Source organism: Bradyrhizobium sp. CCBAU 45394 (assembly GCF_028128655.1).
GTDB classification, from domain to species: Bacteria; Pseudomonadota; Alphaproteobacteria; order Rhizobiales; family Xanthobacteraceae; genus Bradyrhizobium; species Bradyrhizobium diazoefficiens.
Genome location: NZ_LBIX01000172.1, coordinates 61,042 through 79,755, shown reverse-complemented (window position 1 = coordinate 79,755; position 18,714 = coordinate 61,042). Strand labels below are relative to the sequence as shown.

The 18,714-nt window shown below is 66.0% G+C and carries 18 protein-coding genes; 7 read left to right on the top strand and 11 right to left on the bottom strand.

Annotation, left to right across the window (positions count from 1 at the left end):
* Window positions 1–240: 240 nt before the first annotated feature.
* From WN73_RS30010 to WN73_RS29960, 11 genes are all read right to left on the bottom strand, one after another.
* Window positions 241–1,818, bottom strand: a complete 1,578-nt coding sequence (locus WN73_RS30010; RefSeq protein WP_011085914.1) for a Do family serine endopeptidase — start codon at window positions 1,816–1,818, stop codon at window positions 241–243.
* A gap of 223 nt (window positions 1,819–2,041) precedes the next feature.
* A complete protein-coding gene (locus WN73_RS30005) occupies window positions 2,042–3,385 on the bottom strand; it encodes a methyl-accepting chemotaxis protein (protein WP_011085913.1) in 1,344 nt (447 codons plus the stop codon).
* A 126-nt stretch (window positions 3,386–3,511) separates the two neighbouring features.
* On the bottom strand, window positions 3,512–3,994 hold the full coding sequence (locus tag WN73_RS30000) for a cytochrome c-type biogenesis protein (protein WP_271555871.1): 483 nt from the start codon (window positions 3,992–3,994) through the stop codon (window positions 3,512–3,514).
* Window positions 3,995–3,998: 4 nt separating this feature from the next.
* Complete coding sequence (locus WN73_RS29995; protein WP_271555870.1) at window positions 3,999–5,981, bottom strand: heme lyase CcmF/NrfE family subunit; 1,983 nt, start codon at window positions 5,979–5,981, stop codon at window positions 3,999–4,001.
* On the bottom strand, window positions 5,978–6,487 hold the full coding sequence (ccmE, locus tag WN73_RS29990; protein ID WP_011085910.1) for a cytochrome c maturation protein CcmE: 510 nt from the start codon (window positions 6,485–6,487) through the stop codon (window positions 5,978–5,980). Before ccmE ends, WN73_RS29995 begins: the two co-directional genes overlap by 4 nt.
* Window positions 6,488–6,521: 34 nt before the next feature.
* A complete protein-coding gene (gene ccmI / locus WN73_RS29985; RefSeq protein ID WP_271555869.1) occupies window positions 6,522–7,631 on the bottom strand; it encodes a c-type cytochrome biogenesis protein CcmI in 1,110 nt (369 codons plus the stop codon).
* Window positions 7,632–7,762: 131 nt separating this feature from the next.
* Window positions 7,763–8,032: a hypothetical protein gene (locus WN73_RS29980; RefSeq protein ID WP_028172238.1), complete on the bottom strand. Its 270-nt coding sequence runs from the start codon at window positions 8,030–8,032 to the stop codon at window positions 7,763–7,765.
* Window positions 8,033–8,132: 100 nt separating this feature from the next.
* Window positions 8,133–9,536, bottom strand: a complete 1,404-nt coding sequence (locus tag WN73_RS29975) for a hypothetical protein (RefSeq protein WP_162603505.1) — start codon at window positions 9,534–9,536, stop codon at window positions 8,133–8,135.
* A gap of 161 nt (window positions 9,537–9,697) precedes the next feature.
* Complete coding sequence (locus WN73_RS29970) at window positions 9,698–11,074, bottom strand: sensor histidine kinase (protein WP_271555867.1); 1,377 nt, start codon at window positions 11,072–11,074, stop codon at window positions 9,698–9,700.
* A 94-nt stretch (window positions 11,075–11,168) separates the two neighbouring features.
* The gene (locus WN73_RS29965; RefSeq protein WP_011085905.1) at window positions 11,169–11,843 is read right to left on the bottom strand and encodes a response regulator transcription factor; all 675 of its coding nucleotides are present in this window, start codon (window positions 11,841–11,843) and stop codon (window positions 11,169–11,171) included.
* 228 nt (window positions 11,844–12,071) lie between these two features.
* A complete protein-coding gene (locus tag WN73_RS29960) occupies window positions 12,072–12,227 on the bottom strand; it encodes a hypothetical protein (protein WP_165448146.1) in 156 nt (51 codons plus the stop codon).
* A gap of 235 nt (window positions 12,228–12,462) precedes the next feature.
* Between WN73_RS29960 and ku the strand changes: the two genes are divergently transcribed.
* The 7 genes from ku to WN73_RS29925 all read left to right on the top strand — a co-directional run bounded on the left by ku (window position 12,463) and on the right by WN73_RS29925 (window position 18,687).
* A complete protein-coding gene (gene ku / locus WN73_RS29955) occupies window positions 12,463–13,446 on the top strand; it encodes a non-homologous end joining protein Ku (protein ID WP_011085904.1) in 984 nt (327 codons plus the stop codon).
* Window positions 13,447–13,504: 58 nt separating this feature from the next.
* Window positions 13,505–13,741, top strand: a complete 237-nt coding sequence (locus WN73_RS29950; RefSeq protein WP_271555865.1) for a hypothetical protein — start codon at window positions 13,505–13,507, stop codon at window positions 13,739–13,741.
* A gap of 182 nt (window positions 13,742–13,923) precedes the next feature.
* Window positions 13,924–14,127, top strand: coding sequence for a hypothetical protein (locus WN73_RS29945; protein WP_333925903.1), 204 nt, complete (start codon window positions 13,924–13,926; stop codon window positions 14,125–14,127).
* 190 nt (window positions 14,128–14,317) lie between these two features.
* Window positions 14,318–14,482, top strand: a complete 165-nt coding sequence (locus WN73_RS29940; RefSeq protein WP_011085902.1) for a Flp family type IVb pilin — start codon at window positions 14,318–14,320, stop codon at window positions 14,480–14,482.
* A 154-nt stretch (window positions 14,483–14,636) separates the two neighbouring features.
* Window positions 14,637–16,178, top strand: a complete 1,542-nt coding sequence (locus WN73_RS29935) for a thymidine phosphorylase family protein (protein WP_028172243.1) — start codon at window positions 14,637–14,639, stop codon at window positions 16,176–16,178.
* Window positions 16,175–17,095 carry a ribose-phosphate pyrophosphokinase gene (locus WN73_RS29930; protein ID WP_011085900.1) on the top strand — a complete coding sequence of 307 codons (921 nt, stop codon included), beginning with the start codon at window positions 16,175–16,177 and terminating at the stop codon, window positions 17,093–17,095. Before WN73_RS29935 ends, WN73_RS29930 begins: the two co-directional genes overlap by 4 nt.
* Window positions 17,092–18,687 (top strand): MBL fold metallo-hydrolase, encoded by a 1,596-nt coding sequence (locus tag WN73_RS29925; RefSeq protein WP_271555861.1) that lies wholly within the window; start codon window positions 17,092–17,094, stop codon window positions 18,685–18,687. Before WN73_RS29930 ends, WN73_RS29925 begins: the two co-directional genes overlap by 4 nt.
* Window positions 18,688–18,714: the final 27 nt, after the last annotated feature.

Genomic DNA, 18,714 nt, shown 5'->3' with positions numbered 1-18,714 from the left:
TTCTCTAAACATGGCGCGAGCGGCAATCGCATGCAAGCCGAGTGGGAGAGTCTCGGGTCGAGAAAAAGGCGGGCGGTGAAGCTGGGGGGACCTCACCGCCCTAGGCCTTCCGACGGAGGGGGGCGTAATTCCACCGGAAGGTAGATTGGGGAAGCGAATGTTACGCTGCTCCCCCGAAGGGCGCCGGCGGCTGGGGCGACTGATGCCGGCGACACCCTTCATTGCGTAGCCTCCTGACGCTTACCCCTTGGCGAGGGGAATCGCGACGAAGCGCGACTGGCCGCCGCTCTTCACGCGCATCAGGACGCTGTTCTTGTTGTCGGTCCGCGCCGTGTTGATGGCCTCGCGGACATCGCCGGCGGTGCTCACGCTCTTACCGCCGACTTCGAGAATCACGTCGCCTTCCTTGAAGCCGCGTTCGGCCGCGGCGCTCTTCGGATCGACTTCGGTAACCACGACGCCTTCCTTGCCGGCGCCGGCCACGGAGTTCGCAGGCGCAACGGTCATGCCGAGCTTGGGCACGTCGGTGCCCTTGGTCGCGCCCTTGCCGCTGTCGTTATCGGTATCGGCCTTGGCCTCGACCGTGTTCGGCAGCTGGCCGAGGGTGAGGTTCACGACCTTGTCCTGGCCCTTGTGCAGCACGTTGAGCTTCACGATCGCACCGGGCGCCATGCCGCCGATGGTGCGGGCGAGCTCGCGGGCGTCCTTGACGGATTCGCCGTTGACCGAGGTGATCACGTCGCCGGACTCAATGCCGGCCTTCGCCGCCGGACCGTTCGCCTGCGGCTCCGCCACCAGCGCCCCTTCGGCCTTCTTCATGCCGAGGCTGTCGGCGATATCCGACGTCACCGGCTGAATCTGCACGCCGATCCAGCCGCGGCTGACCGAACCCTTGTCCTTGAGCTGGGCAACAACCGTCTTCACGGTGTTGGCCGGGATCGAGAACGCGATGCCGACACTGCCGCCGGAGGGCGAGTAGATCGCGGTGTTGACGCCCATCACCTCGCCGTCGGTGTTGAAGGCCGGACCGCCGGAATTGCCCTTGTTCACGGGCGCGTCGATCTGGATGAAATCGTCATAGGGACCGTTGCCGATGTCGCGGCCGCTGGCCGAGACGATGCCCGCGGTCACGGTGCCGCCGAGACCGAAGGGATTGCCGACTGCGAGCACCCAGTCGCCGATCCGCGGCTTGCCGTCGGCAAGCTTTGCGAACGGGAAGTTCGAGCCGCCCTCGACCTTGATCAGGGCAAGGTCGGTGCGCTGGTCGGTGCCGATCACCTTGGCGGTATAGGTCTTGCCGTCGTCGGTGGTGACCTCGACCTTGTCGGCGCCGTCGACCACGTGGTTGTTGGTCACGGCAAAGCCGTCAGCCGAGATGAAGAAGCCGGAACCCTGGCCCTGCACGACGCGGCCACGGCCGCCCTTCATGCCCGGGATGCCATCCGGACCGCCGAAGCGCCGGAAGAAGCGCTCCATCGGCGAGCCCGGCTGGAACGGCGAGGAGGAATCGTCGCCGTCATCGTTGCTCGCGGTCTTTTCCTTGATGTTGACCTTCACCGAGATCACCGACGGCTTCACGCGCTCGACGATGTCGGCGAAGCCGACCGGGCGTTCAACCTTCCGGACCTCGTTGTTGACCTGCGCATGCGCCGGGCTCGAGAACAGGTCGGCCGGCGACACCGACGGGCTGAAGCCGTAGACGGCTGCGCCGAAGCCGGCGACGACCGAGGCCATCAGCGCGATCTTGCGCGCGGAGAAGACCGACCGGCGCGGCTGCCGGTAGGACGGAAGGTTCGAAAGGTCGGGACGTTCGGTCATGCAGAGCTCTCCAGGGCCTTGAAATCCATTTGGTGCGGGATGGCAGCACCTTACGGACCTGAAGATGGGGGCTCGCGCCTTACCGTGCGCTGGCGGCGGGGTTAAACTTTCGTAATGAAGGGGCGGCGTTGATGCGGCAGTTTAGCGCAGACCGAAAATTGTGGTCTTACAGGAACTTATTCGAGTTCCGGTGACCGCCTCCCCGGCGAGGTTTTAGGCGACCTCAGCTTGCCCTGACGCTGACGATGAACTCGTCGACTTCACGCTTCAGGGTCTCGGCCTGCTGCGACAGATCCACAGCGGAATCCCGGGCCTCGGCCGCCATGCGACCGGTCTCGGCGGAGGTCGAGGTGATCTGGGCGATGTGGTTTGACACGTCGAGCGTACCACGCGCGGCGTCCTGGACGCTGCGCGAGATATCCTGGGTGGCGTTGCGCTGCTGGGCAGTGTCGACCTCGATGCCGGACATGATCGACGAGATCTCCGACAGCGTCTTCGAGATGCCGTCGATCGCCCCGCGCGTCTCCGCGGTGATGCCCTGGATGCTGGCGACATGGGAGGTGATCTCCTCCGTCGCCTTGCTGGTCTGGTGCGCGAGGCTCTTCACCTCGGAGGCGACGACGGCAAACCCCTTGCCGGCCTCCCCCGCCCGCGCCGCCTCGATGGTGGCGTTGAGCGCCAAAAGGTTGGTCTGCGATGCGATCGCCTGCACGAGCTGCACGACCTCGCCGATCTTGTCGGCGGCGTCCGACAGCGTGTGGATGGTGTCGCGGCTCTTCTCGGCTTGCGCCGCCGCGCCCTCGGCGCGCTGGGTCGCATCGGTGACGCGTCGGCTGATCGTGCCGATCGAATTCGTCATCTCCTCGGCGGAGCCCGCGACCGTCTGCACGCTGGCGCTGGCCTGGCTCGCTCCGCTCGCCACCGCATTGGCCTTGGTGCTGGTGTCGTTGGCCGTCCGCGACAGCGTCTCGGCATTGCTCTTCAGATGCACGGCCGACGAGGCCACGCTATCGACGACGCTGGCAACGAGATCGTTGAAGCGCTTGATCCTGGCGTCCAGGAATTTCGACCGCTCGGCCTGGTGCTGCGCTTCACGCAATTGCTGCTCGGTGAGGCGGCGCCGTTCGAGCCCGTTGGTCTTGAAGACCTCCAGCGCGCCGGCGAGCAGGCCGATCTCGTTGGTGCCGCCGAGCCCCGGCACGGGGGTTTCGAACTTCTGGTCGGCGACCTCGCGCATGGCATGCACGATCGCCGCCAACGGACTGAGGATGCCGTTGCGCACGGCAAACCAGGTCGTGAGGCAGATCGCGCAGGCGACGACCGCAATCACACCGCAGGCGATCAGGAAGTAGGAGAATGCGGCCTGTGCCTGCTGGTAGATCTGCATCGCGTGATCGCGTGCGGGCCCGCTCAGCGCAGCAAAGTCCGACGACAGGCTGGTGATCTCGTTGTTGAGATAGAGCACCGCGACGAATCCGGTGCCGCCGCCGATGCCCAGCAGGAACAATAATGCAGCGACGACGGCGCCGACCAGGAAGCGGATCGTCAGATTGCTGTTCGCGAACATCGGGGAACTCAGAGTCTGGAATCAAATCTCGGGACAAGCTTCCAGACAAAGGTCAACATAGCATGAAACACCCGGCGGCGGCCGGCAGATTACGTATCAATACGTAGCCGGGAGGATTTCACGTCGCTAGGACGATTTGGCCTCGTCCGACATTAATGCCGCGAGTCTCGCCTCTTCATCGGGCGTGAGCGGCGGCGCAGGTAGGTTTGCACCGCTCCGCGAGCGACGCCGGATTTGCAGCCACAGCGCCAGGCCACCGCCGGTCAGCAGCAGGGGGCCGAGCAGCCACAGCAGCAAGGTCTGCCGCTCGAAGCGCGGCTTGAGCAGCACGAACTCGCCATAGCGCGCGACCAGGAAGTCGAGCACCTGCGAGTTGCTGTCGCCGGCCGCGATGCGCTCGCGCACCAGGAGCCGCAGGTCGCGCGCCAGCGGCGCATCGGAATCGTCGATCGACTGGTTCTGGCAGACCATGCAACGCAGCTCGCGCGACAGGTCGCGCGCGCGCGTCTCCTTCGCCGGATCCGACATGATCTCGTCGGGCTGCACGGCATGCACCGCGGGCGAAGCCAGCAGCGCAAGCGCGACGAACGCGGCCATCATCCGGCGCATCGGATCACTCCGCCGGCTGCAGGCGCTGCTTGGCCCGCGCCGGTTTTGGCGCGCCGACCCGCAGGCGGCGATCGGACAGCGACAGCACGCCGCCGAAGGCCATCAGCACCGGACCCCACCAGATCAGCAGCACCAGCGGCTTGTGATAGATGCGCACGGCAATCGCGCCCTCGGCATTGGCATCGCCCAGCGAGATGTAGAGCTGGCTCGCACCGCGGGTCAGCAGCGCGGCCTCCGTGGTGGAGGAGCCGCGGGTGGTGAAGCTGCGCTTGGACGGCGTCATGACGCTCAGTGTCTCACCGTCGCGGCTGACGTTGAACTCGGCGATCATCTCGCGGTAGTTCGGGCCCTGACGCTGAAACAACCCGTCGAGCTTCACGTCGTAGCCGGCGACATGGGCGACGTCGCTCTGCTTCATCGTCGCGATATATTCGCTGTTCCAGGTGGTCTCGCAGACAATCCCGATCAGCGCGACGCCGAGGCCGGCATGCGCCAACGCCGCGCCCCAGGCCGAACGTGGCAGGCCGCGCGCCCGCTGCAGCGCTGTTGCGAGCGGCAGACGAACCAGGCCCGTCCGCTCGACCAGATCGGTGACGGCGCCGGCGATGACGAAGACGCCAAGTCCGATCGCGAGCGGTGCGAGCGCGCTGCCGCCACGCGTCCAGGCCCAGACGATCGCGACTACAACGAGCCCGGCAACGCCGGCCGCGAGCAGTCGCTGGGTGACGCCGAGCAGATCGCCGCGCTTCCACGCCAGCATCGGCCCGAACGGCACGGCGAGCAGCAACAGGGCAAACAGCGGTGCGAAGGTGAGGTTGTAGAACGGCGCGCCAACCGACATCTTGAAGTCGGCGAGCATCTCCATCGCCAGCGGATAGAGCGTGCCGAACAGCACGACCGCGCAGGCGACGGTCAGCAGCAGATTGTTCAGCACCAGCGCGCCCTCACGCGAGATCGGCGCGAACAGGCCGCCCTGTTTCAACGATGTCGCGCGGCCTGCGAACAGCGACAGGCTGCCGCCGATGAACAGGCAGAGGATCAGCAGAATGAACACGCCGCGGGTCGGATCGGTGGCAAAGGCATGCACGGAGGTGATGACGCCGGAGCGCACCAGGAAGGTGCCGAGCAGCGACAGCGAGAAGGTCAGGATCGACAGCAGGATGGTCCAGACCTTCAGCGCGTTGCGCTTCTCCATCACCAGCGCCGAATGGAGCAGCGCCGTCCCGGCAAGCCACGGCATCAGCGAGGCGTTCTCGACCGGATCCCAGAACCACCAGCCGCCCCAGCCGAGCTCGTAATAGGCCCAGTAGGAGCCCATCGCGATGCCGAGCGTCAGGAAGATCCACGCGACCAGCGTCCACGGCCGCACCCAGCGCGCCCAGGCGGCGTCGATCCGCCCCTCCATCAGCGCCGCGATGGCAAAGGAGAACGAGATCGAGAATCCGACATAGCCGAGATAGAGCATCGGCGGATGCACGGCGAGACCGATGTCCTGCAGCACGGGATTGAGATCGCGTCCCTCGATCGGCGGGCTGGCGATACGCAGGAACGGGTTCGAGGTCACCAGGATGAAGAGATAGAAGGCGCTGGCGATCCAGGCCTGGACCGCGAGCACATGCGCGCGCAGCGACAGCGGAAGGTTGTTGCCGAACGCCGCGACCAATCCGCCGAACAGCGCCAGGATCGACACCCACAGCAGCATCGAGCCTTCATGGTTTCCCCAGACGCCGGTGATCTTGTAGAGCAGCGGCTTCATCGAATGCGAATTCTCGTAGACGTTGGCGACGGAGAAATCCGAATTCACATGCAGCATCACCAGCGCCACGAACGAGGCGCCGACGAACAGCAGCTGCGCCAGCGCGGTGGAGCGCGCCACGCTCATCAGCGCATCGTCGCGCAGCCGCGCGCCGATCAACGGCACGATGGATTGGATCAGTGCCAGCCCGAGCGCCAGCACCAGCGCATAATGCCCGGATTCCGCGATCACCGCACCGCTCCTTGCGGGTTGCCCTGCGCTGTCGTGGCCGCAGGCTTGACGCCATCAGAAGCCTTGCCGCCGTAATCGTCCTTCCAGTGCCCCTGCTTCTTCAGGGCATCTGCGACGTCCTTGGGCATGTAGGTCTCGTCGTGCTTGGCAAGCACCGTGTCGGCCTTGAACACGCCGTTGGCATCGAGCGCGCCTTCGGCGACAACGCCCTGCCCTTCGCGGAACAGGTCGGGCAGGATGCCCTTGTAGGCGACCGGCAGCTTGGCGTTGCCGTCGGCGACCTCGAAGCTCACCGCGAGATTGTCGCCACGCTGGAGCGAGCCCGGCTGCACCAGGCCGCCGAGGCGAAACCGCTTGCCGGCCTGAACGTGCTTCTCGGCGACCATGGTCGGGGTCGAGAAGAACACGATGGAGTCGCGCAGTGCGTTGAGTACCAGCGCGGCGGCGAGCGCGAGCACGGCGAGAGAGCCGCCGATGATGGTCATGCGTCGCTGCTTGCGGGTCATGGCGTATCCGTTCTCTCGTCTCGTCCTGACATCTTCATCCGTCGAGCCCGAGAGTTTTGAGGCCTTCATTGAGCTGGCGGAGCCGTTCGGTATCCTTGGCGACCGCTTGACGGGCATCGCTCGACGCGCCGACCGCCTTGTCGCGATCGCCCATCACGAGATAGGCACGCACGAGGCGCAGCCAACCCTCGACGTCGTCGCTGTTCTGCTTCAAGCGCGTCGCCAGTCGCTCGACCATGCCGCGGACCATGGCGCCGCGATCGCCCTCGCTCATGTCCTTCGATGCGGCGATCGTCTCATCGGACAGTGCCGGCATCGTGCCGCCGCCGACCCGCGCCAGCGAGGACTGCACCAGGGGCCGCCACGGCGCGTCCGCCGGAGCCTTGGCCAGCAGCGCGCGCCAGATGGTGGCGGCATCGTCCTTGTGGCCGTCCTGCTCGGCGGCGAGACCGAGGAAGTAGTTCGCCTTGGGATCGTCCGCGTTCAGGGCATGCGCCCGTTCGAACTCGGTCTTGGCCTCGGGGGTCACCACGCCGCCCGCAGCGGCCGAGATTGCTTCGCCGAGATCGGATCTGCGCTCCGGGCTCTCACCATTGTAGGTAATCGAGTTGCGATAGGCCCGCACCGCATCGTCGAAGCGGCCGAGCCGCTCCAGCACCGGCGCGAGCACGTTCCAGCCGCGTCCGTCGGTCGGATTCTTTTCCAGATGTTGCTCGACCTGCACGACGAGGTTCTCCAGAGATCCCGCCATGCCGGAGCCGGACCCGCGCTCCCGCTGCGCCAGCGGAAAGTCCTGAAGCCGGGGTGAGCCGAGCGGCACGTAGACGCCGATCGCAACGAGCGGCAGACCGACAAGCGCCAGCACCGCTGCCGCGCGGCGCCATTTGAGGCTCGATTTGGGCTCCGACACGGGCTCGCTGCCGGCGGCAGCGAGCAGCCTGCGGCTGATCTCGACACGCGCAGCCTCGGCTTCAGGCGCAGCGATCAGTCCCGCGGCAAGGTCTCGCTCGATCTCGGTCAACTGGTCCTTGTAGACGACGACCTCGCTGCCCTGATTTTGCGCGCGCGCGCTGCGGCCGAGCGGCCAGAGCACGGCGAAAATCGCCGCGACCGTCATCAGCGCGAACACGAACCATAACGTCATCTGGCAAGCTTCCGGCAGCGCGCCACCCGCGCCCATAGGTGGCTTTACACCACGGCCGGACGATGCGGCAATTGACAATTGTCAATTCGGCGCGACCGGCCACAGCCCCGAAACGGCGAAAATCCAACGGCTTAGCCGATCTCGAAGTCCACACTTCGAGCCGCGTCCTCGCCGTGACCGTTGAGGGCCTTCAGGAAGTATGTTCCCGGCTCGATGGCGTCAGGCAATCTGATGCGCAACGCCCCGACCGGAACCGGAGATGCAACCCTCGTGACCGTCTCAGGCAGTTGCCGACCGCTTGCCTTCTCGACCAGCACCACCTTCGCGCCGACCATCAGTCTTTGATATTTGGCAACAATGACGCGGTTCTCGATTTCGATGGAGCTGATAACGGGTTTCATGCGCCCACAAATAGAAATTCCCCGGACTTGCATCGGGACCGTAGGGCCCGTCACCGACAGCGTCAACCACAAATTGTGATCACAAAAATATGCGCTTGAATCAGCTTGCGCGCGACGATTTGCGCTCGCCCGTGAGTGCGTTCTCCGCGGCGCGGCTCATCAGCGAGGCGTAGTCATCGCCGAACAGCACCTGGCAGAAGCGAATCGCAGCCTGCACCTGCTGTTGCCGATAAGTGCGGACCTTGAGATCGGCGGCGCGCAGCGACTGCACCAGCTGCTCGGTCGAGCGCTCGACATATTGCTGCAGGTCGGAATAGGTGCGCAGCGTCACCTCGTTGATCGCGAGCTCGCTGGCGTAGTTGCGGCAGGTCGCGACGAAATCGATCAGCGCCGCGGTTTCCTCCACCTCGGTGCTGTCGATCCGCGCGCCCGGCGGAATGTCCTTCTCGGGGCGCTGGCGCAGGATCCGGCGAACGCGGCCGGGAACGCTGTCGATCTCGGATTGCAGCGCATTGGAGATATCGGCCCGGATCGAGGTCAGTTGCTTGCCCCAGGCGGAATCGTTGCGCAGGTCGAGCTCGGTGCGCAGGCCGCGCACGCCGTCGTGCAGCGCCTTGAGATTGTCGGCGACGTTGTCGAACTGGCCTCGCTTGATGTCCATGCGCAGGATCGCGGCGACGCAGGACAAATCGTGCAGGGCGATCGTGACGGCGACGCCATAGGGCGTTGCCGCCACGCGGATCTCGTCGTCCGATGCGGCAATCTTGATGGCGAGGCGGATGATCTGCCACGGCGCGGTCATGCGCTGCACGACGATCGACAGCGCGAAGGGCAGCATCTGCGGCGTCTGGAGGACAGGGATGTTGAGCGCCGACGTCACCGAGGCGATCTGGGAGTCGCCGAAGGCGCGCAGGAAGCGCGGCAGCTTCTCGTTCAGGGTGGCGATGGCCTCTCGGACCTGGAGTACCGCTCCGACCGAATAGAGGTCCTCGATCACGTTGGGCGGGCCGACGCGGGCCAGCGCGCGCGACTTGTCGCCGCCGCCCGGCCCCGTCAATTGGAAGATGGCGTCCGCAGCCACCGCCTGGAGCTTCTGGGCGAGCGCTTCGACCTGCCCCGCACTGTCAGCGGCCGGCATGCGCGCCAGCGCCGCCTCGAATTCGTTCAGCTTGTCCGGAGCACCGTCACGGCCGAGCCATTGCCAGATCGGATGCAGCGAGGAGCGGCGGATCTGTCCGACCCGGATCGGGGCGCCCGCCTCGACGAGGAACGGTTCCAGCACCTGGAACAGGAGCCGCGACAGGTCGTCCGTCCGCGGGGGTGGGGTTTCGTCGGCCTCCGTCTTGCGGACGATCCTGCGCAGCTGCTCGAGCACGAGGGTCGCCACAGCCGTGTCCTGGCCGCGCTCGAGCGCGCGCTCGAACTCCCGCATCAGCAGCGCCTGCGACTGCGGCGGGAGCTGCGCGAGATATTCCCTCAGCCGCTCGATCGATGTCTGGCTCATGCGCCCAGGTAATGCACGGTAAAGTGGCGGACATGGGATGCGTCCGAGCGCGATCATAGAAGGCTGCGCCTTAAGAAGCCGTTGAGGACGTTGGCCCGAATCCTCCCGTTTGCTTGCGGATCGGCCGTCCCGGAACCAAAAAATCCTGTTGAAACAAAGGATTATATTCCGGGGAGGACCAACTCGGCCCGCAAGCCGCCGATTGGCGCGGCGCCGAGGGAGAGGCTGCCGCCATAGAGCGCGGCAAGGTCGACCACGATGGAAAGCCCGAGCCCCGAGCCGGGCTTGGACTCGTCGAGCCGCTGGCCTCGCCGGGAGACCTGGGTGCGCTCCGCCTCCGACAGGCCGCGGCCGTCGTCGTCGACAATGATCCTCAGGCGCGGACCGGCGTCGGCCTTATGCGGCACTTCCACCAGCACCTCGATGAAGACCCGGGAGGCCGCCCATTTGCAGGCATTGTCGACGAGATTGCCGACCATCTCCTCCAGATCCTGCCGCTCGCCCCGGAATTTTGCCGACGGATCGGCCTTGGCCTCGACCATGATGCCGCGGTCGCGGTGGATCTTCTCCATCGTCCGCCGCAGCGCCTCGATGGCGGGTGCCACCTCCGTCACGGTCGCGACGACCGAGACGCGCGCGGCGATGCGCGCCCGCTCCAGGTGATGGGCGACCTGGTCGCGCATCACGTCCGCCTGCTCCATCACCTTGGCCGCGAACGGATCGGCAGCGTGAACGCCGGCTTCGTTGACGATGACCGAAAGCGGCGTCTTGATCGCATGGGCGAGATTGCCGACATGGGTGCGCGCGCGCTCGACGATCTCGCGATTGGCATCGATCAGCGCGTTTGTCTCGCGCGCGAGCGGCGCGATCTCGACCGGGAATTCGCCCTCGAGCCGCTCTGCCCGCCCGGAGCGAATGTCGGCGATCGACTCCGAGATGCGCTTGAGCGGCGCGAGGCCGAAGCGGACCTGGAACACCGTGGTCAGGAGCAGCACGATGCCGAGCGCGGTGAAGGTGCCGCCGAGGTAATAGTCGAAGCTGCGCGTCTCGTCGAAAATCTCGCTGTCGTCGCCGGCGACGCTGACCAGATATTTGCCGTCGGCGCCGAGATCGACCGGCCGTTCCACCATCCGCAGGTTCTGCCCCTCGGGACCATCGACATAGCCGAGCCGGATGCCGGCGGCGGTGAGCTCGGCACCGTGCTCCTCCAGCTTCGGCAGCTTCTTGTCCCAGAGCGAGCGCGAGGAGCGCACCTCCGGCTTTTCGGTGTCGGTGCGCGTGATCTGCCAATACCAGCCGGACAGCGGCAGCTCGAACAGGGGCTCGCCGAGCGACTGGAACTGGCGGTCCGGGGGCTCGTCCGGGGTCGCGACCTCCGCGATCAGCGTGCGGAGATAGAGATTGAGCCGGCGGTCGAAGGCGCGTTCGGTCGCGTTCTTGTAGACCGACGACAGCACCACGCCGGTGATGGCCAGGATCACCACGAGCCACGCCGTCGCCGACAGGAACAGGCGGTTGGCAAGCGAGCTAGCGGGCATCGGAACGATCCCGGGAGGCGCAGGATGGCAGGGCGTCGGACGTCATAACCGGACCAAGGCCCCCTGTTCGGCCTCCCGTCAAGCCCGCAACGCCTCAGGCGCCCGGAGCGGGCGGCGGGGTCAGGAGATAGCCGAGGCCGCGGACGGTCTGGATGATGTCGACGTCGAGCTTCTTGCGAATACGGCCGACGAAGACCTCGATGGTGTTGGAGTCGCGGTCGAAGTCCTGGTCGTAGAGATGCTCGACCAGCTCGGTGCGGGAGACCACGCGTCCGGAATGGTGCATCAGGTAGGCCAGAAGCCGATATTCGTGCGAGGTCATCTTGACGGGATTGCCGGACACGCTGACCCGGCCGGTCCTGGTGTCGAGCGTGACCGGGCCGCAGCTGAGTTCGCTCTGGGCATGTCCGGTGGAGCGGCGCAGCAGCGCGCGGATGCGCGCCAGCACCTCCTCGAGATGGAACGGCTTTGCGACATAGTCGTCGGCGCCGGCATCGAAGCCCTGGACCTTGTCGCTCCAACGGTCGCGCGCGGTGAGGATCAGGACCGGCATGGTGCGGCCGTTGCGGCGCCAGGCCTCCAGCACCGAGATGCCGTCCTTCTTCGGCAGGCCGATGTCGAGTACGACGGCATCGTACGGCTCGTTGTCGCCGAGATAGTGCCCCTCCTCCCCGTCGAAGGCGCGGTCGACGACATAGCCGGCGTCCGTCAGCGCCTTGGTGAGCTGGCGATTGAGATCGGGGTCGTCCTCAACAACGAGCAGGCGCACGCTTCTCTCCAAAGATAGGCCGCATGAACAACAGCCTCAGATGAGCAATTCCGGCGTGAACTGAATATGAACGCGGGAACCGCCCGCGTTACTTTTTGGTCATATACGCCCTGTCACGCGCCGACGCGACTGCGCCCGCCAGGCTGCCGGGCGAGCCAGCGGCATGGCGGGCGCAATGTGCCGCGTTACGCGGCGAGTCGGAAGGCCCGTGACGTTCGGATCCGGCTGTCAGGTCCGGAAGAATACGAACCAGATGACGGCGAGGATCAGGATCGCGAGCCCGGTCGAGATGGCGAGGAGCGCGGCCACCGACGGCCCGGGTTCGCCCTGGCGCGCCTCGGTTGCAGTTTCGACGATCTGATGCTGGTCTCGCGTGGTTGCCATGATGCCCTCAATCTCTGCGTGTCGCCTCCGATGACCGCGACCGCCTCACGGCCCTGTGTCCTGAGGCAACGCCCGATCCGATACGATGTTCCGGCTTTTGCCGCGGGCTCGGGCAGCAACCGGACGCGGGGCGGCTGGTTAACGCAGTTGCAAGATTCCGCACCGCGCCGTGTTTGATTCGGTGTTCCCCGATGGTATCCTCATAAGTCTGTCCCCGTTGCGTTTGGAGTAGCCCATGGCCCCCCGCGCCAATTGGAAGGGTTTTTTGCGTTTGTCGCTCGTGACCTGCCCGGTCGCGCTCTATCCGGCCACTTCGGATACCGAGAAGGTCTCCTTCAACCAGATCAACCGCAAGACCGGCCACCGGATCAAGTACCTCAAGGTCGACGCCGAGACCGGTGACGAGGTGACCTCCGAGGACATCGTCAAGGGCTACAAGGTCGACACCGACACCTATATCGAGGTCACCAAGGACGAGCTCGACGAGATCGCGCTCGACTCGACGCACACGATCGAGATCGACGAATTCGTGCCGAAGGCCGACATCGACAATCGCTATCTGATCCGCCCCTATTATCTCGTGCCGGACGGCAAGGTCGGCCACGACGCCTTTGCGGTGATCCGCGAGACCATCCGCAGCATGGACAAGGTCGCGATCGGCCGCGTGGTGCTGACCAACCGCGAGCACATCATCGCACTGGAGCCGCTCGAGAGCGGCCTGATGGGCACGCTGCTGCGCTACCCCTACGAGGTCCGCAGCGAGAAGGAATATTTCGACGACATCCAGGACGTGAAGCTGACGAAGGACATGCTCGACCTTGCAAAACACATCGTCGAGAAGAAGTCCGGAGCGTTCGAGCCCGAGCTGTTCGAGGACCATTACGAGGCCGCGCTGATCGATCTCATCAACAAGAAGCGCTCGGGCGCCCCGATCGCGGCCAAGGCGGCGCCGAAGACGGGCGGCAACGTCATCAACCTGATGGACGCTCTGAAGAAGAGCCTCGCGAGCGAGAAGGACGCAGCTCCGATCGCGAAGGTCGTCAAGGAGACCGTCAAGGGCAAGAAGCCGAAGAAGCGCGTCGAAGGCCAGCGCGAGATGCTGCTGCCGATCGCCGGCAAGGGCGGCAAGGAAGCTGCGGCGAAAACGGCCCCCAAGGAAGCCTCGAAGAAGGCCGACAAGCCGGTGCGCGCGCCGGCGCGGGCGAAGAAGGCCGGTTAGCGGCACGCAGCTTACGATCGCGCAGTGATGTCTCCCCTCGCCCGTCGGCCGGCCTGACATGCCCTGGTCGGCGGCGTTCGACGATCCGATCTCGCTGCGCAACGGGCGCAAGCTGCGGACGCTGCAACAGGCGGCCGATTACATCATGCAGCTGCCCGAGGACGCGCAGCACGCGAGCCACTGGCAGACCGCGATCGAGACCCTGATCCACGCGGCCGAGACGGGTGGCGGCTGGACGATGTTCGCCCGCATCGCGATGTTGCGGGCGCTGAACGCGGACGTCAGTCGCAAGTAAGCTCCACCTGGCGCGGTGGCGCTTGCAGCATTCGCCCTCCCTCGCGCCGCCGAGACATAGCCTCAACAATCGGTTGAGCGGCGCCATTGCTTTCAGCGCCCTCCGGCGAGGCACCAAGTAATCCTACGGAAGACAAAATTAACCCTCGATTCCCATTGCGCACCACAAGGTCGCGCGGTCGATTGAACCAGGGTTTGCACGCGGTGCAGCAGCAGGACGCCAGAAAGAACTACATCGGCCTCGTGAACGACACGAGCGAGGACAAGCGCCTTGCAGACAGCGCGGCGCGGTCACAGCCGCGCGTCATGAGCTATCTGGTCGGACGCCTCGCAGCGGCGCTGAGACGCCCCGGCAAGGCCACCCCTGGACGCGCGATCAAGTCCTGAAAGCGACGACGCCGTCAAATCCACCCGAGTTGGGTGACGAAACCTTAAGTCAATGAATGCCAGCATATAAGGCCTGAGGTCGGGACCGCCCCGCCAGCACTTTGACGCGCGCCCTGCGAAATTTAGTGAATCAATTTACCATTCCGAAAACGGCGCCAGCCTACGTTGGACGGATGAACGGGAGTTGACGATGGCATTGCTCAAGTCCTTTCTTGCCGATGAAAGTGCAGCCACCGCTATCGAGTATTGCCTGATTGCCGCCGGCATCGCGCTCGTGATCGTCACGGTCGTGAACAACACTGGCAGCGCGCTCCTGAACAACAAGTTCAACTCGATCGACGCGGCCACGAAGTAGGCCGCATGCCCCGGCCCGAAGTCACCTTCCGACATCGGCGAGACCGTGCCGGCACGCAAGGCCCGCCGGCGTGACAGACCATGATCTGGGTCAACAGCACCAGGCCGGCGACGGCTAAGCATGGAAGCCGAGCTTCCTCTCTGCCGGCCCGTCCATGCACCCAGACCTCCCCCACTCCCAACTGAAGATCCGCCGCGTTCGCCTCGATACCGGCCGCGAGAACGTCGTCGTCATCTCCAGGCAATCGAAGGCGCTGCGCGCAGAGATCTTCCGCGGCTTCAGCCGCGTCGAGCTCCGTCTCAACGGCAAGGTGCTGCTGGCGACGCTGCTGATCACTGACGACGACACTTTGGCCGCCCAGGACGAGATCGGCCTCTCCGAGCCCGCATTCCGCCGTTTCGCCGAACCGGTCGGCACGCTGGTCGCGGTGACGCCCGCCACGCCACCGGAGAGCCTTGAAGCGGTGCGTGCCAAGATCCGCGGGCGAACCTTGAGCCAGGCGGAGATCGGCGCGATCATCAACGACCTCGCGCATTATCGCTACTCCGACATGGAGATCGCCGCCTTCCTGATCGGTTCGGCGAGCTTCATCACCAGCGACGAGCTCCTGGCCCTCACCGGGGCGATGGCCCAGGCCGGCACCCAACTGGTGTGGCCGGACCCTGTGGTCGTCGACAAGCACTGCATCGGCGGCATTCCCGGCAATCGCACCTCGATGGTGGTGGTGCCGATCGTCGCCGCGCACGGCCTGCCGATCCCCAAGACCTCCTCGCGCGCCATCACCTCGCCCGCCGGCACCGCCGACACGATGGAGGTTCTGGCGCGGGTGAATGTCGGTGTCGAGGAGATGAAGGCGATCGTCTCGTCCTGTAACGGCTGCCTGATCTGGGGCGGCCACGTGAACCTGTCGCCTGCCGACGACGTCCTGATCTCGGTCGAGCGACCGCTGAGCCTCGACACTCGCGAGCAGATGGTCGCCTCCATCATGTCCAAGAAGATCGCGGCGGGCTCGACGCATCTGCTGATCGACATTCCGGTCGGGCCGACCGCGAAGGTCATTGGCGCCGTCGAGGCGATGCGGCTGCGAAAGCTGTTCGAATTCGTCGGCGACCGGTTCGGTCGCACGGTCGAAGTGATCACGACCGACGGCCGCCAGCCGATCGGCAACGGCATCGGGCCGGTGCTCGAGGCCAACGACGTGATGGCGGTGCTCGGTAACGATAAGGATGCCCCGCGCGACCTGCGCGAGAAATCACTGCGGCTCGCCGCCCATCTCTTGGAATACGATCCGAAGCTGCGCGGCGGCGCGGGCTACGCACGGGCGCGCGAATTGCTCGACAGCGGCGCGGCGCTGAAGCAGATGCAGAAGATCATCGACGCCCAGGGCCCGTCGACATGCAGCACCGAACTGGGATCGCTCAGCTTCGACATCAAGGCGGCGCATGACGGCACGGTGTCCGCGATCGACTGTCTGCGGTTGAACCGGCTCGCCCGCACCGCCGGCGCGCCGCTCGACAAGGGCGCCGGCATCCGCCTGTTCAAGAAGATCGGCGACCACGTCGAGCAGGGCGAGCCGCTCTACCGCGTCTACGCCTTCGATCAGCCGGAGCATGATCTCGCAGCCTCCGCCGCAGCGGCAGGGAACGGCTACGCCGTCGATGGTCACGACGCGCTCCCGGGCAAGACGGCGTCGTGAGCATGATCGCGTTCCAGACCCTGCCGTTCGGCACCGAGGCGGCGAAGCGTCTCGCGGCGCGGCTTGGGCTTGCCTCCGACGAGATGACCCTGCACCGCTTCCCGGACGGCGAGCTGCGCGTCACGGTCGCGCCCGCAGCCGACACCACCATCCTCTATGCCGCGCTCGATCAACCCAACGACAAGCTGATCGCCCTGCTGTTCGCCGCAGAGGCGCTGCGTCGCGGCGGCGCAAAGCGGCTGGTCCTGGTCGCGCCCTATCTGTGCTACATGCGGCAGGACATTGCGTTTCATGCGGGCGAGGCCATCAGCCAGCGCGCCATGGGCACTCTGCTTGCGACGATCGTCGACCGCGTCGTCACCGTGGATGCGCACCTGCACCGCACCCCCGACATCGCCGCCGTGTTTCCCGGCATCGAGGCCGAGAACCTGTCCGCGATGCCCGCGATTGCGAACGCGCTTGTCGCGGCCGGCATCGATCCCGCGACCGTCGTGATCGGCCCCGACGCCGAATCCGAGCCCTGGGTGAGAGACCTCGCGGGACGGCTGGACTTGCAGCACACGGTCGCGCGAAAGCTCCGGCGCGGCGATCGCTCCGTTGAGATCGATTTTGCCGACGCCGCCCTGCTCGCGGGACGGCCGGCGCTGATGGTCGACGACATCGTCTCCTCCGGGACGACGCTGATGGTCGCGGCGAAAACATTGCGAGCGATGGGCGCAAGCGCTGTCGATTCGGTCGTGACGCACGCGTTGTTTCCACCCGCGATGAGCGCGGCATTCGCCGACGCAGGCATCCGCTCCATTCGCTCGAGCGACAGCGTGCCACATCCGACCAACGCGATCGCGCTCGACGAAATTCTGGCCGCGGCTCTCAAGCGCGAGCTCAACACGATACTTCCGCCGGAGACAACGACATGAGCGTGACTGTTCGATTCTGCGGCGCCGCCCGCACCGTGACCGGCTCGAGCTACCTGTTCCAGACCGCGACCGGGCGCTTCTTGGTCGACTGCGGCCTGTTCCAGGGACAGAAGACGCTCAAGGCACTCAATTACGGCGCCTTTCCCTTCCGCCCCGCCGACATCCAGGCGGTGCTGCTCACGCACGCCCATATCGACCACAGCGGGCTGCTGCCGAAACTCGTGCGCGAGGGTTTTGACGGACCGATCCTGGCGACGCGCGGCACCATCGACCTCTGCTCCTGGATGCTGCCGGACGCCGGCAGCATCCAGGAGTCCGAAGTCACGCAGCTCAACCGGCGCAACGCGGCACGCGGTCGGAACGAGGTCGAACCGATCTACACGCAGGCCGATGCGATCACCTCGCTGCAATCGTTCCGCCCGGTCGACTATGAGCGCTGGACCGACGTGATCCCCGGCGTTCGCTCGCGCTACTGGAACGCCGGCCACCTGCTTGGCTCCGCCTCGATCGAGCTGGAATTCGGCCAGGACGGCCGGGAACGCCCGTTGCGCGTCCTGCTCTCGGGCGACGTCGGGCCGGAAGCTAAACTGCTCCAGCCCGATCCCGAGGCGCCGGTGGACCTCGACTACGTCATCTGCGAATCCACCTATGGCGACCGCGTGCGCCCCGTCACCACGCCTGAGCAGCGCCGGCAGCATCTCGCAAGCGAGATCCGCGATGCCGCCGCGGCCAAGGGCGCCCTGCTCATCCCCGCCTTCGCGGTCGAGCGGACCCAGGAGCTGATCGTCGACATCGTCCACCTGATGGAGCGCGGCGAAGTTCCGGCAGCGCCGATCTTTCTGGATTCGCCGCTGGCGATCCATGCCACCGAAGTCTTCCGCGAGCATGCCGCGAGCCTCGATCCCGGCGTCGACGTCGACCGCCTGCTCAACTCGCCGCATCTCAAATTCACCGAGACGGTTGCCGAGAGCAAGGCGATCATGCGCCTGACCGGCTTTCACATCATCATCGCCGCCAGCGGAATGTGCGACGCGGGCCGCATCCGCCATCACCTCAAGCGCTGGCTGTGGAACGAGCGCGCGACTGTGCTCCTCTCCGGCTTCCAGGCGCACGGCACGCTCGGCCGCTTCCTCCAGGACGGCGCCAAGGCCGTGCGGATCCAGGGCGACGAGATCAGGGTCGCTGCGCGCATCCGGATGATCGACGAATATTCCGGACATGCCGACGCCGCCGGCATCGCCGGCTGGATCGCGGCGCGCCGCCCGATCGCCCGCGGCCTGTTCCTCACCCACGGCGAGCAGGATGCAATCGCCGGGCTTGCCGAACGACTGGGCGAACGTATTGTCCCGGCCGCAAAGATCTATCAGCCGGTGCTCGACGACATCTACGAGCTCGAGGCGCCCGAGCCGCGCGTGCTCGACGTCGACCATCGCCGCCGGCTGGCGCCCGAGGCCGTAACGCATCTCGACTGGCACAACGAAATGTCGGAGCTGATGCTCGACATCAGCGACAAGGTCGCAGCCGCCGCCGACGACCGCGCCCGCGGCGTCATCATCCGCAGGCTGCGGCGCGCGCTGCAGGAGAATGAGTAGAGCGACGCGGAATGTCGCCCTTGTCGG